Below are 18829 nucleotides of genomic sequence, written 5' to 3'. Positions count from 1 at the left end.
ACTAAATGGAGTTGAACGTACTAATAGCCCCCATATCGGCACAGGAAATAGAATGGCGCGTACAGAGCCAAACCAAAGACGGTCAGAAGATTATTGTGGTGCCGTATATTACAAACCGTTGTGTCATGCAGCGCTTCGACGATCAGTTTGGCTGGGCGGGCTGGCAAAATGAAATAAAGGAGATTGAGGGCGGTTTCCTGTGTACTATTTCGGCCGTATTGCCCGGTGGTGAAATTATTAAGAAAACCGACGGAGCAAGTCGAACAGCCGTTGAACCCGTGAAAGGCGGCATTAGCGATGCTATGAAACGTTGTGCTGTTCAGTTTGGATTAGGCCGTGCATTGTATGACTTTCCGAAAGTGATGATCGAAACAACCGATAAATACATTCCAAATTGGGCCACCCCGCTACTTGATAAAATGGTTGAGAAAATAAATGGCGGAGGTCTTGTGCGCGACGTAGTGGTGCTTAAGCCTGAACATGCCAAACCAACAACTAAATAAGTTAGTGTAAGTCTGTATACGTAGTTTGTAACGTATCGCGAATTTACTACGTTGTTTGTTTCTGTAAAATGCTGATTGATTGGCTGAAAGGTCGCTTTTTAGAGACTTTTTGCAGGGATTAACCTAACAACAGTACTGCCAGCCAATTAGAGAAACAAGTTGGGCATATACTACCCAACTTGTTTCTCTGTCTGCTCACTTTAATTTGATTAAACAGGTCAAACTGTTCGCGACCATGCCTGTCGTGCGTGTATAACGACCGTAGCGAAGCTCGAAACTCTGCCAATGCCCAATACCAAGCATTCCTTCGGGTGGAGCCAGTCGGATACCTAATCCCATAAACTGGCTGTTGAATCCCGAAATGTCGTAATCGCTGGTGAAGTACGTTTGTTTCTGAGTATGCTGTCCATAGGGCGCAAAATACCGAACGGCGGTCTGATGGCTGAACCGATAAAATGGACTTACTGACACAAATGAGGTGACTTTAATGGGCGCTTCCAGATTGATTGTATGCGCCTGCATACCCCAATCATCGACGTAATATCGGTAAAAGGTTCGGACGATAACCCGGTCGCCCATAAAATAGTGCAGCCGGACACTAATGGGCAGTTTCATTCGATTTCCGGGCAATCGTTCCACCGTTTCGCCCCCATCCTGAAAGTAAATTCGGTGGAAAGGTGTACTTAACAAACCTTGCTGAAAAGCGGGTTCAACGGTAATCAGCATCTGCAAACGCTTATTAATAACCTGCGACAGTGCCAGTGCTACGTTGTAGGAATTACGGGGCTTGTAATCAATCGGATCTCTATCGCGCTCGGCCCCAGAGCCGTAACCATCGGGCCGAAGTTCGGGCGGTAAAATTGCTTTCCACGTATCAAAAAAAGCACCTGCTTTGAGGCTTATTTCGCGGTTGTTATCGGCTGATGCTTTCACAAAACTGAGATTGATGCCATACGATTTGTAGTCATATTCGGTCGAATAATTCAAGGCAATTCCCTTAGTTGTGCGGTTGTCGTCGTTCCGTACGCTCCAGGCAATCGACGGATAAATATGGGTGTCGCTGCGGGATGCTGACGAAACCGTGAGCGGGTCGATGTTGTCGGAAGAAGCCGAGGTGTAGTGGTCAATATTGAAATCGAAGGCCAGTGTATGCTGCCGATTACGCCGGTCTGTTGTTTTCAGGACCAGATCAATCGACTGGGCAACATCCGTGAGTCGTTCGGTTCCGATGCCTCCCGTAACGGCCGAATTATTTCCGTCCTGTTGGTAATAGCTCGTTACCAGATTTACTTCTTCGACCTTCAGTTTACGTATTTCGTAGGTTGGTTGAGTGACCGATTGGCTATAGCCAGCTTTGAGCAAACTGAGTAGAATGCCTGCTGATATCCAGATTTTTTTCATTGTCTCTGTCGATTAATTACAGCCGCATCCGCCACCACTTTTGCCACCATTAGCGCCAGCGGCCCCTTCGCGATAGAGATAAAAATTTTGCTCAAACTTTTCGGACTTACGGGCCGAGAGTTCCATTTCCGAATCGTTGATCCGGTTCTTCTGATATTCTTTGACGGATACACAACCCGACACGCTCACCAGAAGAAAACTGCCCATTAGGAGCGATAGGCGACTTAAATTATTCATCATCATAGGTTTAAATGCTTGGTCAAGTTGCAGTTGGGGCAACAAGTCGAATAGTATTCGACGTATAAAGCGTATCGTTATCATCAATAATAATGCAGGCGATGTGCTTCATCTGGTTAATCATATCCAGACCCACCCGAACGCCCATCACCATCACCGGAGTGGCCAGCGCGTCGGCTAGTTCAGCGTTTGGTGCAATGATGGTCACGCTTTTGATACCACTCACCGGATAGCCCGTTTTGGGATCTATGGTATGGGCGTAGCGTTTCCCATTAATGAGGACGTATTTCTCGTAATTCCCCGACGTAGCAACGGCCATATTGCTGATAGCCAGCCAAGAAAAGGCCTGCCGAGCCATACCGTTAGGATCGGCAATACCGATGGTCCAGTCCTGTCCGTTAGGTTGTTGTCCCCACGTAGTCAGATCACCGGCGGCATTCACAATGCCACTTTCAACGCCTTCCTGACGTAGCACCTGTCTGGCTCGTTCGGCAGCGTAGCCTTTTCCGATACCGCCAAAGCCTATACGCATCCCTTTTTCTTTGAGAAATACGGTGCCTTCTGCGGAATTCAGCACTACGTTCCGGTAGTTGATAAGCCGGACTAACTGCTGAGCCGTTTTCGGACTTGGTAGCGCGGTCATGGACGTATCGAAATTCCAGAACCGCTTGTCAATAGAGCCATATGTAATATCGAAAGCGCCCTGCGTGAGTGCCGATAAACGAAGCGACCGTTCAATCAGGGCAAACAATTCCGGATCTACTTTTACAGCGCAAACGCCCGCACAGGCATTTATCTGAGCCGTCTGGCTATCATCACGATACGTTGTCAATAGCTGTTCAATGCGGCTGATTTCTGCGACGGCTTTATCCAGCCAGGTATTGGCCTGACCCTCATCTGAACCGACAACACTTAGTTCAAATCGGTTACCCATCAGCCGCTGAACGCGCTGAAAGATGTGAAGCGATGGCGTCATTTAGGGCCAACAACAGACTGGATCGACTCGACAAAAGCCGCCGTTGTAAGCGATGGCTTGTAACCATCCCACTCCTTGAGCACTTTCCCGTCGGCATTCAGCAACACCGTAAACGGAAATTTTCCCTGCCGGTTGTATTTTTCGGCCAATGCTTCATTGTGAGCAACCTGTTGCGCATCGAGCTGATTTTTAGCTAATCGTGGAAAATCGGCCCGTACAAGCACTAAATAATTCTGCGCATACTGATTAAATTCGTTCGATTCGAAAATGTCGCGCTTCATTTTTATACAGGGCGCACACCAATCGGAACCCGAAAAATTGAGAAGAATAAACTTATGGTTCTGTGAGGCTTCTGTTTTAGCCTGATCGAAATTAAGCTCCCATTTGGGCGTCATAAACCACAGGAAAAAGAGGCTGGTTAAAAGCGTTTTCATGGTAATTTTTTAATAGGTTGGTTAACTATAAACGACGAGCGTTTTGCCATCGGTGGCTACTTTATACACAGCAATGCCTTTGCTGCCAAAGCTATTTTTCCCTTTACCCGTCAGGTCGAAGCGAGCGCCGTGCACGGTGCAGTAAAATTCGGTCTTGTTGAAAATGATATTTTTTTTAGGCTCATGGCTGCACGTTTGCGTTACCGCTACGTATACACCTGCACTGACCTGTGCCACCACAATACCACTCTGTGCCAGATAGCCGCCAACGGTTTTCAAGGCTGAAGCAGCCGCTGATGTCAAATCAATGGTTAACAACCGATTGGTAATTTTACTCAAATCAACTCCGGTCGACGTAGTATTAGTTGTTGGCGTCGATGTTGTGCCACTTGTGGGGGCTGTAGTTGTTCCATCTGTCGGTGTTGTTGTCGTCCCGTTCTGGGTTCCAGATAGTGTCAGGGCATTTACTACCGTATCTTCCTTATGAATACAGGATGTTAAAGCCGCCATGAGCGCAGCACCTGTAAATCCCATTGATTTTAAAAAATCGTAACGTGTCATCCTTGCCGAGCTAATTTATCATAGGTATTTATACTAGCTTACGCGGAATCGTTTCAAAACGTGGAGTTATTAACTGCTTTTTAATCTCTTTTGTCGGCAATGCCTTTGGGGACGATTTCTTCGAAGTACGTCTCCGTAGTGGCGGGGTCTAGTAATTGAACAATTCGTTTGGTTGGACTAATCCCTATTTGTAGCTGGCGAAACAGGCTGTCCGGGTTTTTCCAGTCATCAGGATGCACCAAAAACGGTTTGATGACGGAATCAAGGCGCTCAAAAATGGCTCCATCAACATAGAGCGTACCATCAATCCAAATTTGATATGTTGGTCTTAGGCGGTTTAGCTTACTTCGCACTACGTCCGAAATAGGCGTTGGATGCCGTCGTCGCTTGGTTAGAGATGACCGGCGAACAGGCCATACCGTCTGGCTCGTCTGAAGTAACCCGATATAGTCTTCCAGATTATACCAGACAGCGTCCTGATACCGAAAAAAACGAATAGGTTTCATTTCGTAGATGTTAACTGAAAAAACGAGCTACGCCAAACGCGGCCATAGCCGCTAATGCACCGATAAACATTACCTTAAATGCGCCCTGCAACGGTGGTTGACCGGTTACTTTACTTTTGAAATACCCGAATAAAAACAGACAGATCAGGGTCAGACCAGCGGAAAAAAGAAGCGCCGACTGCGGTGAGTCGATAAAAAAATACGGGGCCAGTGGCAGCAAACCACCCGCTATGTAGGCTAGTCCAATCGTGAGGGCACTTTGACTGGCTCGGTTCGGATCTGGCTCGTCGAGCCCCAATTCGTATTTCATCATAAAATCTACCCATTTCGTCTTGTCTTTGGCAAGCTCGTCGGCAATGGCGATTTGCAAAGCGGGTGATAAACCCATATCGGCAAATACCTCTCGCACTTCTTCTTTTTCGCGTTCGGGCACGGTTTCTACTTCTTGAATTTCACGCCGACGTTCCGATTCATAGTGATCTACTTCGGTTCGGCCCGCCAGATAGCCTCCCAATCCCATAGCAATGGAACCGGCTACGATTTCGGCAATGCCCGCCGTAACGACCAGCGATGAGCTGGCAACGGCACCGCTTAGTCCTGCGGCCAATGCAAACGGAACAGTGAGCCCGTCAGACATACCAATAACGATATCGGCAATGAAGTCGGAACTTCGCAGGTGCTGTTCGTGATGATGCTGATTGTTCGTTGCTTCCATATCACTCTTCTTCACTATTGTTAAGTTTTGCCAACAGACTATAAGCTCCTTTTACCACAACAGGCGTTTTGGCAGGGTTGATGGTAGGCGGCAACGTAACGGCTAAGTAGCCATTTTCGCGAATACCGGTTTTCAGCTCTATTTGCCGAAACTGATACGTAGCAGGGCTGGACTGTTTTTTCTCCAGTACGTAGATAAGTGCTTTTCCGCCATAGCTCACAATAGCTGATTCGGGCAGAGAAGCCATTGGTTCTGTTTTCACCTGAATCTGAGCCGCTACGTATCCTCCCGGAATCAAATCAGTCGAATAGGTTTCCGGGTGAGCCAGTACGTTGATGGTTCGGTCTTCGGTAATGGATTTTCCGATTAGGAAAATAGTGGCCGGATGAATCAGCGATGCGTCGCCACCCATGCCGAAACGTAGTTTTTGCCCGACCTGTACGCGGCTGATGTCTTTCTCGAAAACACGAAGCTGTACGTGCAGATGGTCCAGACTGACAATTTCAGCCACTACGTCGGAAGGATTGGCAAACCGGCCTTTGTTGACGGGTACGCTGGTAATAAACCCCGCAACGGGCGACGGAATGACAACGGTACGGGTAAGGCGCTCCGGGCTCAACGTAGTAGGATTGATACGTAGCATAGCTAATCGCTGGGCGAGTCCGGCCAGTTGAGCCTGTAAGCTCTGACGGGAGGAACGAGTCTGCTGAAAAACTTTCAATGCCGATACGTTGTCCCGGCTCAACTCCAGCTGGCGCGCAAATTCCAGGTCGGCATATTCCAGTTTGGCTTTCGTGTCCAGATAATCCTGCTGAAGCTGGATGTAATCGGGATTTTCGAGAACCACCAGCGACTGCCCTTGTCGGACTTTCATGCCCGGCTCCAGATTAATCTGTCGGATATACCCCCCAAACGGAACCGACACCGATACCCGGTTTTGAGCCGGTACGTCAATTGTTCCGTTTACTTTCAACGTAGTACTTAACGTTCGGTCGGTCGGTGCGCCCAGTTCTATACCAGCTACGTCGTATTGAGCCTGCGTCAGCGATACCGCAACGGGGCTTTGGGAGGATGAATCAGCCGACGTTTTAGTTGAATCTGTTTTCTCGGACAGATCAGTCGTATGGGTCGCGTTTTCGTCGGATTGGCACGCCCACAGCAGACCGAAAACGATCAGCAAAACGGCGACAATGCCACAATGGCGTATGCAGAAATTAACTAAAATCATGATGAGCTTAGGCATTGCCTAGTAAATAATTGATGTACAAGACCGATTGATTGTATTGGTTCAGTAAGTCGAGAAAGTTCGACCGGATGGTAAACGCCTGTTGCAGTGCCAGCGAAAACTCTACGTAGCCAATATCGCCCGCGTTAAACGCACGTCGGGCATTTTGCTGAATAAGCGTTGCCTGCTGAAGCCCATTTTGTTCGTAATACGTAAGCGCTTCCCGATACTTATTGTATTGCTGAACGGCTTGCCGGAGTTGCTGATCAAGCTCAAAGCGTTGATTCTGAAGGTCTGTCTGCGCCATTTGTTCGCCTATTCGGGCCGCATTTACGCGCGCTTTCTGCGCTTGACTCAGCAACGGAAACGAAACGCCAACCTGTCCGCCATAGAACCGATAACCCGGACCGAAGTAAAGCTCCTGCCCGCCAATGAGCTGATTGCCAGTCAGTGTCTGACTAAACATACCAACAATAAAGTCGGGTTTCAGGCGTGCCTGTTCCACCCGACGACTTTCTTCTGCCACTGAAATTTGCTGCTCGCGTTGTTTTACGAGTGGATTACTGACTAGCATCGTGCTGTCGGGCAGCGCGCTCAACTGCAAGCGGGGTAGTGCCTGCGTTGACACCGCAATTGGCTGGTTGCTGTATAAAAGTGTTTGTAATTGACTACGAGTTGCGGCCAGACTGGCTTCGTGTTGGGCCAACCGAACGCGGTGGTCGGCTAGCTGGCTCTCGGCAGTTGCTTTTTCAAGACTACCACTTTCACCTGTTCGAACGCGAAGGGTGGCTGCTTTCACAAATTCACGGAGCAACGTATCCTGTTGTTGTAAAACCTGCGTTTTCTGGTAGAGGTAATTTAGTTCATAATAGGCCGATTTGACCTGATAGTGAATTGTGTTACGGGTTACCGCCACGCCCGTCTGCTGCACCGCCACCGTTCGGTCGTTTAACGTAGCCTGCCGACGCATCAGTGCCGGATTCGGAATGGTTTGATTGAGTGTCAGGTTGTTATCGAAGTGGCGACTGTTATACTGACCGAGCATGGCCACTACCGACAATCGGTCGATTTCGAAAGCCGTAGAACGTAGCGCCTGTTGACGATTTACGATCAAACCGGAAAGTTGCAACTGTCCGTTTCGATTCGTTGCCTGTTGCACCGCTTGCTCTAGTGTAAGACCCGGAATCTGTGCCCAACCGTTTGTTGCCAGCGAAAGCAATAGCACAATCACACCTGTCGACATGACCGATTTCGTTCCCGACCGACTTGCCGCCTGCGCTTCTCTGGCAATAGCTTTTCGTTCAGAAAGCGAGTATAGAATGGGTAATACAATCAGTGTCAGCAACGTAGCGGTAAACAGGCCGCCGATCACTACGGTAGCCAGCGGCTTCTGTACTTCGGCCCCCGCCGAGTTGGAAATCGCCATCGGAATAAACCCAAACGAAGCCACCAGCGCCGTCATAATGACCGGACGCAAACGCACTTCGGCACCCTGTCGAATAATTTCGGTCAGGTCGGTAAGCCCTTCTTCGTGGCGAAGTCGGTTGAATTCAGCAATCAGTACAATGCCATTGAGCACCGCTACGCCAAACAGAGCGATGAACCCGACGCCCGCCGATATACTAAACGGCATACCACGTAGCAGCAAGGCAAAAACGCCCCCAATAGCCGCCATTGGAATAGCCATAAAAATTAACAGACTCTGGCGCACCGAACCGAACGTGAAAAAGAGCAGCGAAAAAATGAGAGCCAACGCAACGGGTACGGCAATAGCCAGGCGTTTTTTCGCATCGAGCAGGTTTTGAAATTGCCCCCCATACGTAATCGAATAGCCCGGCGGGAACTTGATCTTCTGACTTACTTTTTGCTGTAACTCGGTCACGATACTTTCCACATCGCGCCCCCGCACGTTGAAACCTAGCGTAATACGTCGGTGCGTATTATCGCGCTGAATCTGGTTTGGGGCCAACTCCATCGACACCTGTGCAATCTGCCCCAGTGGAATTTGCTGCTCCATTGTGTTGCCGCTGGCCGGTACCGATACGTACACATTACGGATATCGTCTATACTTTGTCGTTTGTCGGCGGCCAGACGTACTACTAAATCAAAGCGTTTTTCACCTTCAAAAACCAGCCCCGCCGATTGTCCGGCAAAGGCCGTATTGATGACCCGGTTCACATCCGTTACGTTCAGGCCATATTTGGCAATCTGTGCCCGGTCGAGTTTGATCAGAATTTGCGACAGTCCCCCAACCTGCTCAACGTACAGATCCTTGGCCCCGGTAATGGTGTGTATAATATTTCCGACTTCACCCGCCAGTTTGGTCAGTTTCCCTAAATCATCGCCGTATATTTTGAGTGCTACGTCCTGACGAGCCCCGGTCATGAGTTCGTTAAACCGCATCTGTACGGGTTGCTGAAAACCGAACGTAACACCCGGTATTACCGATAACGCTTCGGCCATTTTTCCCGCCAGTTCGTCGCGCGTTTTCGCCGAAGTCCACTGATCTTTGGGTTTAAGAATCACCATCTGGTCAGCCGCTTCAATCGGCATCGGGTCGGTAGGAATTTCGCCGGAACCGATTTTAGCGACAACCTGCTCTACTTCAGGAAATTGCTTCAACAGAATCCGTTCGGCTTTCAACGTAGCATCTACCGTTTCAGAAAGCGAACTCCCGGTTAAGGTTCGGGTATCAACGGCAAAATCACCTTCGTCTAGTTGAGGAATAAACTCTCCGCCCATGCGGCTAAACAGAAAACCCGCTAGAATCAGCAAGGCCACCGCGCTGCTCAGGATCAGCAATCGATGTTGAAGCGAACGTAGCAACACGGGCTCATAAACCCGCTGGATTCGCTTCATGAACCGGTCTGACAAGGTTTCTTTGTGTTCGATTTTTTTGTTGAGCAGCAACGCCGAAACCATCGGAACGTAGGTGAGTGAGAGAATAAAAGCGCCCAGAATGGCAAAGGCCACCGTCAGCGCCATTGGCCGAAACATCTTACCTTCGATACCCGATAAAGCCAGAATCGGCAGGTATACGATCAGAATGATGATCTCGCCAAATGCCGCCGATGACCGAATACGCCCTGCCGACAGAAACACTTCTTCATCCATTTCATCCTGCGTCAGTGTTCGGTTCAGGTTACGTAGCGTGATGTGGTGCAGCGTGGCTTCAACAATAATAACGGCCCCATCCACAATCAGCCCGAAGTCAATAGCGCCCAGACTCATCAGGTTTCCCGATACGCCAAACAAATTCATCATGGCAATGGCAAACAGCAACGCAAGCGGAATAACGGACGCCACCACAAAACCCGCCCGAAAGTTGCCCAGCAACAGGACCAGTACCACAATGACAATAGTTGCGCCTTCGAGCAGGTTACGCTCAACAGTGCCGATGGCGCTGTTGACCATCTTGGTCCGGTCCAGAAACGGAATGATCTGTATGCCGGGGGGAAGGGTTTGCTGGATTTGGGCGATTTTCTCTTTCACCCGTTTAATTACCGCCGATGAGTTTTCGCCTTTAATCATCATCACAACAGCGCCAACGGTTTCGTCCTGTCCGTTACGTGTCACCGCACCGTAGCGAACCGCTTCGCCAATACGTATCTGCGCTACGTCGCGCACCCGAACGGGTAATCCTCTCGCGTTCAACCGGATAACAATGTCAGCAATATCATCGGGCGAATGAATCAGGCCATCCGACCGGATAAAAAAAGCATTGGGTTGCTTATCGATGTAAGCCCCGCCCGTGTTCTGATTATTTTGCTGAAGAGCCGTAAAAATCTCGGACATAGAAACCCCAACACTCTGGAGCCGATCAGGATCTACAGCGATTTCGTATTGTTTCAGTTTCCCTCCGAAGCCACTTACATCGGCCACGCCGGGCGTACCGAGCAGAGCCCGGCGAATAGTCCAATCCTGAATCGTTCGGAGTTCTGTTAGCGAATAGCGGCTTTCAAACCCTTTTTTTGGCACTACTGTATACTGAAATATCTCACCCAGTCCGGTGGTTACCGGAGCCATTGTGGGGGTGCCAACACCGGGTGGAATTTGCCCCGTTACGTTCTGTAACCGTTCGCTGATTTGTTGTCTGGCCCAGTACACATCGGTGGCATCGGTAAAAACGACCGTAACAATAGACAGGCCAAATCGGGAAAAAGAGCGAATCTCGGTCAGCCCCGGAATGTTCGACAAACTGACTTCAATCGGAAACGTAACCAGCCGTTCAATATCTTCGGCCGCCAGCGACGGACTACTGGTAATAACCTGAACCTGATTGTTGGTGATATCAGGAACAGCATCGATAGGAAGTTGCGTGGCAGACCAGGCTCCCCAGCCAATCAAGGCCAGCGTAAGCAAACCGATCACCACTTTATTCCGGATGGAGAAATAAATAATTGCGTTCAACATGAAAGCGCGAAGGAAGAATTTTATCAGGGCCTCGTCTGCAAATCGAGCGTTACTGAATCGGTCTATACCACTACGTAGTACGACGTGTGCCGAACCATTAGCCGCAACAAACCGACAGCAGTATGCTCCTGAAAGCTAAATGAGGTAAGAAATCTGAATAGATTGATACTAAGTATGTTACCGCAGAAAAGGGCACAATACGGCCAACAGGCAACTTTTTACTACGCTCGGGGTGGATTGATCAGCGACGTAACGCTGACAAAGGAATAAAGATTGGCGTAGTTGAAACGCGCTTTTCGTCTCAATAGAAGAATGACCGAAGCCGCCAGCGTAAAAAACTGTGTCGCAAATGAGGTAAAAGTTGGAACCGCGTGGCCTACTGTCGGTAAATTGTGATGACTATGATTAGGGTGTTTGTGGTGCTCCGAATTAACTCCGTAGTGCATCACAATAAAATCGAGAAAGCCCAACTCTGGCTCAGTTTGTTGGTGCTCTTTGTAATGTTTGAGCAAATCGACCACTTTATATGACTGATCAACGCCAAACCCTGGAAGCAAACTGCTTCCGAGCATGAACATTGCCAACCATAAAGCCAGTATCGATTTCATCACAACTATCAATATACGTCCTTAACGTAAAGATTGTCAGAAAGTTTACTATGAGCAACTACATAGTTTAATTTAGAAATAGACCATTCATCAGTTGTACCTGAAGAAAGCCCGAACCCTTATTCTGGTTTTTGTTTTGCAGGATAATTAGGAGCCTGATTGGTATCAGGCAAATTGGGTTCGAATAAAAGGGGCATAAATAATTAATCCGGTGTACATACTAAAAAATATGTACACCGGATTGGCAGACTCAAAGACTATCTTTAGCTATTTCCCTCCACCAACTGAGGCTGGTGAACCCATACCCTGTGAGAGTGCTAATAATTTGTCGCTCAATGTTTGAATCGCCTTTTTATAGCGAGCTTCCAGATCGGGTAAGTTGGCCGTTGATTTAAGTGAAGCTTCATAGAGTAGCCCCGGCAACATCCATGATGCGTAACCGCTGTTCGGGTCCGAAGAAGCATAGAGCGATTTATACCAGCCGCCGAATGCGTTGCCTTTAGGGTCGATAAATGACCGCTCGAGCAAACGTAGTTCTTTATTTAACTCAATCAATTTGTCAGTACGTCCGGTCTGAAGATACGTTTGGCGAGCTGTTTCACAGGCGTCGGCATTCTTTTTCAGGGCGTCAACAGCTGTGAGCAACGTAGCAATTGAATACGTTGGCGCATACGCCTGAATTGCTTTTTCGGCAGCTTTCAGGTGAATGGCCAGATCGGCGGGGTAACGTGCTACGTCGTAAGGAACCAGATCGGCGTTGGCGAGACGTAGCGTCATCGTTCCTACCACCTGTTCCATCGTTGGCCCCATTTTGTAGGTCGGATCAGCGAACTTATCGTAGAAATATAAATCGTCGTATTGAGAGTGATAAAGCGTTGGTCCTTCCATGCCAGCGCTTAGTGACGGAATGCCAATGTGCATATAGGGAGCAATGTGGTCGGAACCACCGCCGAGGTTGCCAATGGTTGGTTCGCCAGCCAAAACTGCCGGAGCTGATGAACCCGTTACGCGGGTTGGATTTCCTGCCGCTTTTTGCCCCATCCAGTGCTGATAAACCGTTTTGTTCGAATCGGGATATTGAACCGACTGCGTGGCTTCGATGATGAGTTTTTTCATCGAGGGAGATGCACTGGCACCGAATTTACGGCCCGATACGGCGGCATCGTAATTCATATACGCCACTGCCTTCTGACTTAATTCGTCGCGGAATTGCTCGCTCCACTCAGCCGAACCAATCACACCCGGTTCTTCGGCATCCCAGTGGCACACCTTAATTGTTCGGCGGGGACGTTGCCCTGCTTTGGCTAATTTGCCCAATGATTCGGTCATACTCAGCAACATAGCCGTGCCTGAGTTTGGATCAGTAGCTCCGTAAGACCAGGCATCGTAATGGCAACCGGCAATAATCCATTCATCTGGAAATTCGGCTCCTGTTAACGTACCAACAACCTGGTAAATACGCTGAATCGCTTTTTCCTGCTTCACCATCAGGCGAACCTTCAGTTCTTTGCCACCTTCGAGCCGATACGTATACGGCAAACCGCCTTGCCAACCAGCCGGAACAGCCTGAGCACCAGTCATGCGTTTCAGGATTTCCGTAGCAGAACCGTAGGGGAGGGGTGTTACGGGAATCTTGTGAAGTACTACGTCCTTTAAATCCAACCGTTTTGGTGTGTTTTTAGCGTCCATTGGCAGAGCCGCTTCACCGGGTGTTAACGGATCGCCGGTGTAAGGCGTTGTGATTAACGAACCCCGCTGAATTACACTTTCGCTGTAGTATGGCCCTTCGGGAAAGGTAAGCCCGCGCATGTAACCACTGTCGGCCGGGTCGGTGAAAATGATAACGCCGATGGCTCCGGCAGCCTGCGCCCATTGTGCTTTATAGCCCCGAAAATTACCTCCGTAGCGTGTCAGCACAATTTTATCCTTTACCGAAATGCCTAATGCTTTCAGTTGCTCAAAATCTTCTTTGCGACCGTAATTTGCATACACAACTTCAGCCGTTACGTCGCCCGAACCAGACCAGGCATTATAACCGGGAGTTAGTCGTGGGTCGCTGCTGTATTTATCTTCCTTGAATAAAAACTCTCTGATATTTAGTGGCTGACGTATTGGTTCGACCAGTTCAACAGCAATGTCGCCGGGGCCTTTGGGAAGCAGTACGTCGTGCGGATAAATATCGACCTGCCAGCCAGCCCGACGCATGGTTTCGGCAATGTAATCGCGTACCTGTTCATTTTCTTTTGACCCCGTAATGTGCGGTACGCTGCTGAGCTTTTCGAGATGATTTTTAAACGCAGCCGACGATTGCTTGGTTTTAAACTCCGATTCGAGCTTGATTTGAGCCGCTTGTCGATTTGGTATAAAACCGGACAGGTTCTGCGCATATGTCCCTACAGCAGCCACGCTCAAAATAGCAATAGAGAAACTAAATTTGGATTGTAACGCCTTTCTCATATAGTTCAGGTTGTAATTGGTCAAATATCGGAATTAGATTTTGTAATGCTACTAAACACATACTGAATTGACTACAATAAAAAAAGAGACGCATTATACGTCTCTTTTATAAAGGAAAAATGAAATTTATTACTTCGGCATCGCGAAAATAGCAGGGTCTACAGTCGGATTTAGCGCAACATTTGATACCGTGAGGGTGAGCGAGCCAGGCATACTGGGGTTTTCTAAATCAAGCGAGGTTGGAAGTGTAAGTCCTTCCAAGGTTTGGTAATTGCTATATTTAATCTTTATTTCTCCCGATTGTCCTTGCACACTAACCTTCGCTTTCATACCCGCTAACTGATACGTAGTAGCATCGACGTAGTAATTTGCTTCACCCTCAGGCCGGGTTACTTTCAGGTTAAAAGCATCTTTGTTGTCTATTTTTTCTTTGCCAACCAGTTCAATCGGGTATTTTTTTGCCTTAGCCACAGCCAGATCGGTGCCGAAAAGGTGCATATTACCCTTCTGCATTTTTAGCTGATCTTCTGGGAGCGGTTGAGGAGTTGTGCCTCCCGACATAGGGTTAATACTCCAGCCCTTATCGCCATCTACAACGGTAGTCATTTGCTGACCCATTGCCGAAACATCGTTACGTATCGACTTGTCGACAACAACGGTTGTTTTTCCCGTCATATCCATGCCCATGATGCTAAGCTTCTGGTCGAACTTAAATGATTTGATGGCCGCAAGCTTGTCAGCACCACCGAGGGCCGCAATATTTTTATCAATAATTTCATTGGCTGTCTGAGCGAAGGAAAGAAGCGGTATAGCGACAAACGTAACGAGAGTAATGAGTTGTTTTTTCATGAATATTTTCATCGGAAGTTAGTCCAAATATACTTATTCCAAGATGCAAAACTGTGATACGTTCAGGGTAAATGAATAGGAGTGAAGTCCGTTTTTGCTGCATTAGAAACATTCAAACGCAATCAGCTTGCAGGGCTGACGAGTGTTTTCTACCTTCATTGGTTAAAACCTTAAACGTATTAATTTCCGATGTTATCAACGACTCGTGTCAAACTTTCCGTTATGATGTTTCTCCAGTTTTTTGTTTGGGGAGCGTGGTACGGTCAGATGAGTAAATATCTCTTAACCGAATTAAAAGCCACTGGCGATCAGGTGGGTAATGCGTATGCTGCTTTTTCGCTGGCCATGATTATTGCGCCTTTCTTTGTGGGCATGATTGCCGATCGTTATTTTGCTGCCCAGAAAGTGCTTGGTATTCTGAATTTGTTGGGCGCTGTTATTCTCTATTTTATTACTCAAAACACCGAAGCTGATAACTTTTTTTACCTGATTCTGGCCTATTGTATTACGTTTGCCCCCACGCTGGCTCTGGGTTCGTCGATTGCCATGCAGCAAATGACAAGTCCCGAAAAAGAATTTCCGGGTATTCGGGTGCTGGGAACGGTGGCCTGGATTATCGTTACGAACATTGTAGGTTTTTATGGCTTCGGAGATAAGGTAACGATTTTCCAACTGTCAATGTATTCGGCGGCTGCGCTGGGCGTTTTTTCGTTCTTCCTGCCCGATACACCTCCCAAAGCCACTACGTCGACATCGTTTTCACAGATTCTTGGCCTCGATGCATTCAAACTATTTAAGGACCGCTCGTTTGCGATTTTCTTTCTGTCATCTGTATTGATCTGTATCCCCCTGTCTTTCTACTACGCTATGGCAAACCCATCGTTGACCGACGGCGGTATGCAAAATGTAGAAAATAAAATGTCGCTGGGGCAGGCTTCGGAAGTGATATTTATGCTCCTTATTCCGCTGGCGTATACCCGGCTTGGCGTAAAGAAAATGCTGATCGTTGGGTTGATTGCCTGGATTATTCGCTTTGTTTGCTTCGGTTATGGCGACGCATCAACCGAGTGGATGCTCTACATTGCTATTGTACTACACGGCGTATGCTACGATTTCTTCTTTGTAACGGGCCAGATTTATACTGACAACAAGGCCGGAGAAAAAATTAAATCGTCGGCACAGGGGCTGATTTCTCTCGCTACGTATGGTATTGGAATGGGTATCGGCTCCAAAATTTCGGGTATCGTGCTCGATATGTATACGCGTCCCGATGGGAGCAAAGACTGGTTGAGTGTATGGCTGGTTCCGGCTGGTATTGCCGCCGTAGTTCTGATCCTGTTTTTGCTGCTGTTTACGGATAAAAAAACAACGCTGGCAAAAGAAGACGAACTCGTAACCGGTACGATGTAAATAACGCAGTAATCTGCTACGTAGTGGCCCGTCTGCATCAGGCTTTATGCTGGGATGTCGACGGGTTGTTTTTTGCGGAAAACTGATCGCCGATTTTTCTCCTTGGTCGCGTTGTCGAACAGTACGGTTTTAAGCGTCTTTGCTTGTGTCGAAAATTTCTCCCAGGTTTCAATGTTCAGAAATTTGAGTGTATAATCGCTGAGGAGGCCAATTATAACGGTAAGCGCCTTGAAGATTGATAATGCCTATGGCCAAATCCGACGAAACGCAAAATTCATTTTCATGCTGGCAGAGGAATAAAAACGGTGTGAACCAATCAGTCAGGAAGAACTGTATTATTTTAAAAATTAACTAAATAGTAATCGAGTGCAACTTATCTCCTATAACCTGAATGGTATCCGGGCGGCCATGCGTAACGGCCTGATTGACTGGTTGTCGCAACATTCGTTCGACATTCTTTGCTTTCAGGAAGTGAAAGCTACCGCCGACGTAGTAGACCTTACGCCGTTTGAGCAATTGGGCTATCAATACCACTGGCACGCTGCCGAAAAGAAAGGGTATTCGGGCGTGGCTACGTTCTCGAAAATTGCGCCGACAAACGTAGTACTTGGCTGCGGCTTGCCGGTTTACGACTGCGAAGGGCGCATACTACGTACCGATTTTGGTGACATTACGTTACTGAACTGCTACTTCCCGTCGGGAACGAGTGGCGATCTGCGGCAAGGCGTGAAGATGGAATTCCTGCGTGATTTTCATGAATACGTACTGAATCTACGAAAAACGCGCCCGAATGTGATTATTATTGGCGATTATAACATTGCACATACTGCTATTGATATTCACGATCCGGTACGTAACAAAAACACAACGGGTTTTCTGCCCGAAGAACGAGCCTGGATGGACCAATGGTTTGGTTCAGGAATAACGGATGCCTTTCGCTATAAAAATCCTGAATCAGTCGGCTACAGTTGGTGGAGTTATCGGGCGGGTGCTCGTGCGAATAACAAAGGCTGGCGTATTGATTACGCTTCGGTGAGCGATACAATGCGCGATCAGATTATTGATTGTCAGATGCTTCCCGATGCCGTTCATGCCGACCATTGCCCGGTGTGGCTGTCAATGAGCGAAGGAGTGAATGAGTGAAAGAGCGATTATTGTTTGCGTCAGCTTTTCGCCCTTTCACTCATTCACTTTTTCGCTCGTTAACTATGTATTTCCTCATCTACAAACCCTACCTGATGCTGTCGCAGTTTAGCCGGGAGGGCGATAAACCGACACTGGCCGATCTGGACTATGATTTCCCGAAGGATGTTTATCCAGTTGGGCGGCTCGATGCCGATAGCGAAGGTTTGCTATTGCTCAGCAGTGATAAACAGTTGAACCACAGGTTGCTAAATCCAAAATTTCGGCATAGTCGAACGTACTACGTACAAGTAGATGGCGCACTGACCGAAGAAGCCTGTCGACAGTTGTCGGACGGGGTAACGATTTCGGTTGATGGGAAACCGTATCATTCGTTACCGGCTCTGGCGAAGGTAATTGATGAGCCAATATTACCAGAACGGAATCCACCGATACGTTATCGGGCGTCTGTTCCTACATCCTGGTTGTCTATTTCATTACACGAAGGTAAAAATCGGCAGGTGCGTAAAATGACGGCGGCCGTTGGTTTCCCGACGCTACGTCTGGTACGGTGGTCCATTGAAAATCTGACTGCCGAGAATATGATATCCGGACAGATACGTGAGTTGAGTAAAGCGGAGGTGTTACGTGGGTTGAGGTTAAGCTAAACGTAGCACTACGTAGATTTCGCCGAGACTTATAAAATTCCCTCATCGGCAAAGCTATAATATGCTTTGTCGGTGAAAATCAGGTGGTCGAGAACCGGAATATCGAGCAAACGCCCGGCGTCTTTGAGCTTTTTGGTAAGGTCTTTGTCTGCCTGAGAAGGTAATAAATTGCCCGATGGATGATTATGAAATAGAATCATCGACGAAGCCAGATGCTCAATCGCTTGTTTGAAAATGAGCCTTGGGTCGGCCACAGTCCCTGAAATTCCACCTGTACTGATTTGGACGGGACGTAGCACTTCGTTAGCCCGATTCATGAGCAAAATCCAGAATTCTTCGTGCGGTTTATCGATCAGATGTGGAACCATCTCGTTATACGCATCGCGTGAACACGTAATACGGGCACGTACCGGCCGATCCTGTTCTTTACGTCGGCGTCCGAGTTCAAGTGCGGCCACAATACTGATCGCTTTTGCTTCGCCAATGCCCCGAAATTTCGAGAGGTCTTTGATACTTAGTCTGGCTAGCTCATTCAGATTATTGTTAACGCTTTTCAGAATAATCTTTGCTACGTCAACGGCTGTCAGGTCAACCGTTCCGGAATTTATTAGGATTGCAATCAACTCTGCTTCCGACAAAGCCGCTTTGCCTTTAAGCATAAGTTTTTCGCGGGGGCGATCCTCTTCGGCCCAGCTCTGAATGGTACCAGAAGTTTGATACGTCATAAGTGCAAGTAATCGATA

17 protein-coding genes are annotated in these 18829 nt (G+C 48.1%); 4 read left to right on the top strand and 13 right to left on the bottom strand.

Going from position 1 to position 18829, the window contains the following annotated elements:
* Positions 1-5: 5 nt before the first annotated feature.
* Complete coding sequence (locus tag ACYVD4_RS21090; protein ID WP_460949111.1) at positions 6-503, top strand: Rad52/Rad22 family DNA repair protein; 498 nt, start codon at positions 6-8, stop codon at positions 501-503.
* A gap of 195 nt (positions 504-698) precedes the next feature.
* Here ACYVD4_RS21090 and ACYVD4_RS21085 read toward each other — a convergent pair whose 3' ends face one another.
* The 12 genes from ACYVD4_RS21085 to ACYVD4_RS21030 all read right to left on the bottom strand — a co-directional run bounded on the left by ACYVD4_RS21085 (position 699) and on the right by ACYVD4_RS21030 (position 14886).
* A complete protein-coding gene (locus tag ACYVD4_RS21085) occupies positions 699-1904 on the bottom strand; it encodes a DUF3570 domain-containing protein (protein ID WP_460949109.1) in 1206 nt (401 codons plus the stop codon).
* A gap of 12 nt (positions 1905-1916) precedes the next feature.
* Positions 1917-2111 (bottom strand): DUF4266 domain-containing protein, encoded by a 195-nt coding sequence (locus ACYVD4_RS21080; protein ID WP_460949318.1) that lies wholly within the window; start codon positions 2109-2111, stop codon positions 1917-1919.
* A 52-nt stretch (positions 2112-2163) separates the two neighbouring features.
* Complete coding sequence (locus ACYVD4_RS21075) at positions 2164-3117, bottom strand: FAD:protein FMN transferase (protein WP_460949107.1); 954 nt, start codon at positions 3115-3117, stop codon at positions 2164-2166.
* A complete protein-coding gene (locus tag ACYVD4_RS21070; protein ID WP_460949106.1) occupies positions 3114-3551 on the bottom strand; it encodes a thioredoxin family protein in 438 nt (145 codons plus the stop codon). The genes ACYVD4_RS21075 and ACYVD4_RS21070 overlap by 4 nt, the downstream gene beginning before the upstream one ends.
* 21 nt (positions 3552-3572) lie before the next feature.
* The gene (locus ACYVD4_RS21065; protein WP_460949104.1) at positions 3573-4112 is read right to left on the bottom strand and encodes a Rieske (2Fe-2S) protein; all 540 of its coding nucleotides are present in this window, start codon (positions 4110-4112) and stop codon (positions 3573-3575) included.
* A gap of 80 nt (positions 4113-4192) precedes the next feature.
* Complete coding sequence (locus ACYVD4_RS21060) at positions 4193-4618, bottom strand: hypothetical protein (RefSeq protein ID WP_460949103.1); 426 nt, start codon at positions 4616-4618, stop codon at positions 4193-4195.
* A 10-nt stretch (positions 4619-4628) separates the two neighbouring features.
* Complete coding sequence (locus ACYVD4_RS21055; protein ID WP_460949316.1) at positions 4629-5333, bottom strand: VIT1/CCC1 transporter family protein; 705 nt, start codon at positions 5331-5333, stop codon at positions 4629-4631.
* Position 5334: 1 nt separating this feature from the next.
* A complete protein-coding gene (locus ACYVD4_RS21050; RefSeq protein ID WP_460949101.1) occupies positions 5335-6561 on the bottom strand; it encodes an efflux RND transporter periplasmic adaptor subunit in 1227 nt (408 codons plus the stop codon).
* A gap of 7 nt (positions 6562-6568) precedes the next feature.
* Positions 6569-10972: a CusA/CzcA family heavy metal efflux RND transporter gene (locus ACYVD4_RS21045; protein ID WP_460949099.1), complete on the bottom strand. Its 4404-nt coding sequence runs from the start codon at positions 10970-10972 to the stop codon at positions 6569-6571.
* 221 nt (positions 10973-11193) lie between these two features.
* On the bottom strand, positions 11194-11580 hold the full coding sequence (locus tag ACYVD4_RS21040) for a hypothetical protein (RefSeq protein WP_460949097.1): 387 nt from the start codon (positions 11578-11580) through the stop codon (positions 11194-11196).
* A 267-nt stretch (positions 11581-11847) separates the two neighbouring features.
* Entirely contained in the window at positions 11848-14037 is a 2190-nt protein-coding gene (locus ACYVD4_RS21035) for a M28 family peptidase (RefSeq protein ID WP_460949095.1), read from the bottom strand.
* 129 nt (positions 14038-14166) lie between these two features.
* A complete protein-coding gene (locus ACYVD4_RS21030; RefSeq protein WP_460949093.1) occupies positions 14167-14886 on the bottom strand; it encodes a LolA family protein in 720 nt (239 codons plus the stop codon).
* Between the two features lie 189 nt (positions 14887-15075).
* Here ACYVD4_RS21030 and ACYVD4_RS21025 point away from each other — a divergent pair, with 189 nt between their 5' ends.
* The 3 genes from ACYVD4_RS21025 (at position 15076) to ACYVD4_RS21015 (ending at position 18086) form a co-directional block, all read left to right on the top strand.
* Entirely contained in the window at positions 15076-16296 is a 1221-nt protein-coding gene (locus ACYVD4_RS21025) for a nucleoside permease (RefSeq protein ID WP_460949092.1), read from the top strand.
* 366 nt (positions 16297-16662) lie between these two features.
* Positions 16663-17439, top strand: coding sequence for an exodeoxyribonuclease III (locus ACYVD4_RS21020; RefSeq protein WP_460949090.1), 777 nt, complete (start codon positions 16663-16665; stop codon positions 17437-17439).
* 65 nt (positions 17440-17504) lie between these two features.
* A complete protein-coding gene (locus ACYVD4_RS21015; RefSeq protein ID WP_460949088.1) occupies positions 17505-18086 on the top strand; it encodes a pseudouridine synthase in 582 nt (193 codons plus the stop codon).
* A 29-nt stretch (positions 18087-18115) separates the two neighbouring features.
* Here the strand turns inward: ACYVD4_RS21015 and radC are convergent, their stop codons facing one another.
* On the bottom strand, positions 18116-18811 hold the full coding sequence (radC, locus tag ACYVD4_RS21010) for a RadC family protein (protein WP_460949086.1): 696 nt from the start codon (positions 18809-18811) through the stop codon (positions 18116-18118).
* Between the last annotated feature and the right edge of the window lie 18 nt (positions 18812-18829).

The organism is Spirosoma daeguense (genome assembly GCF_054776875.1).
This window is presented reverse-complemented; position numbering and strand designations above follow the sequence as displayed.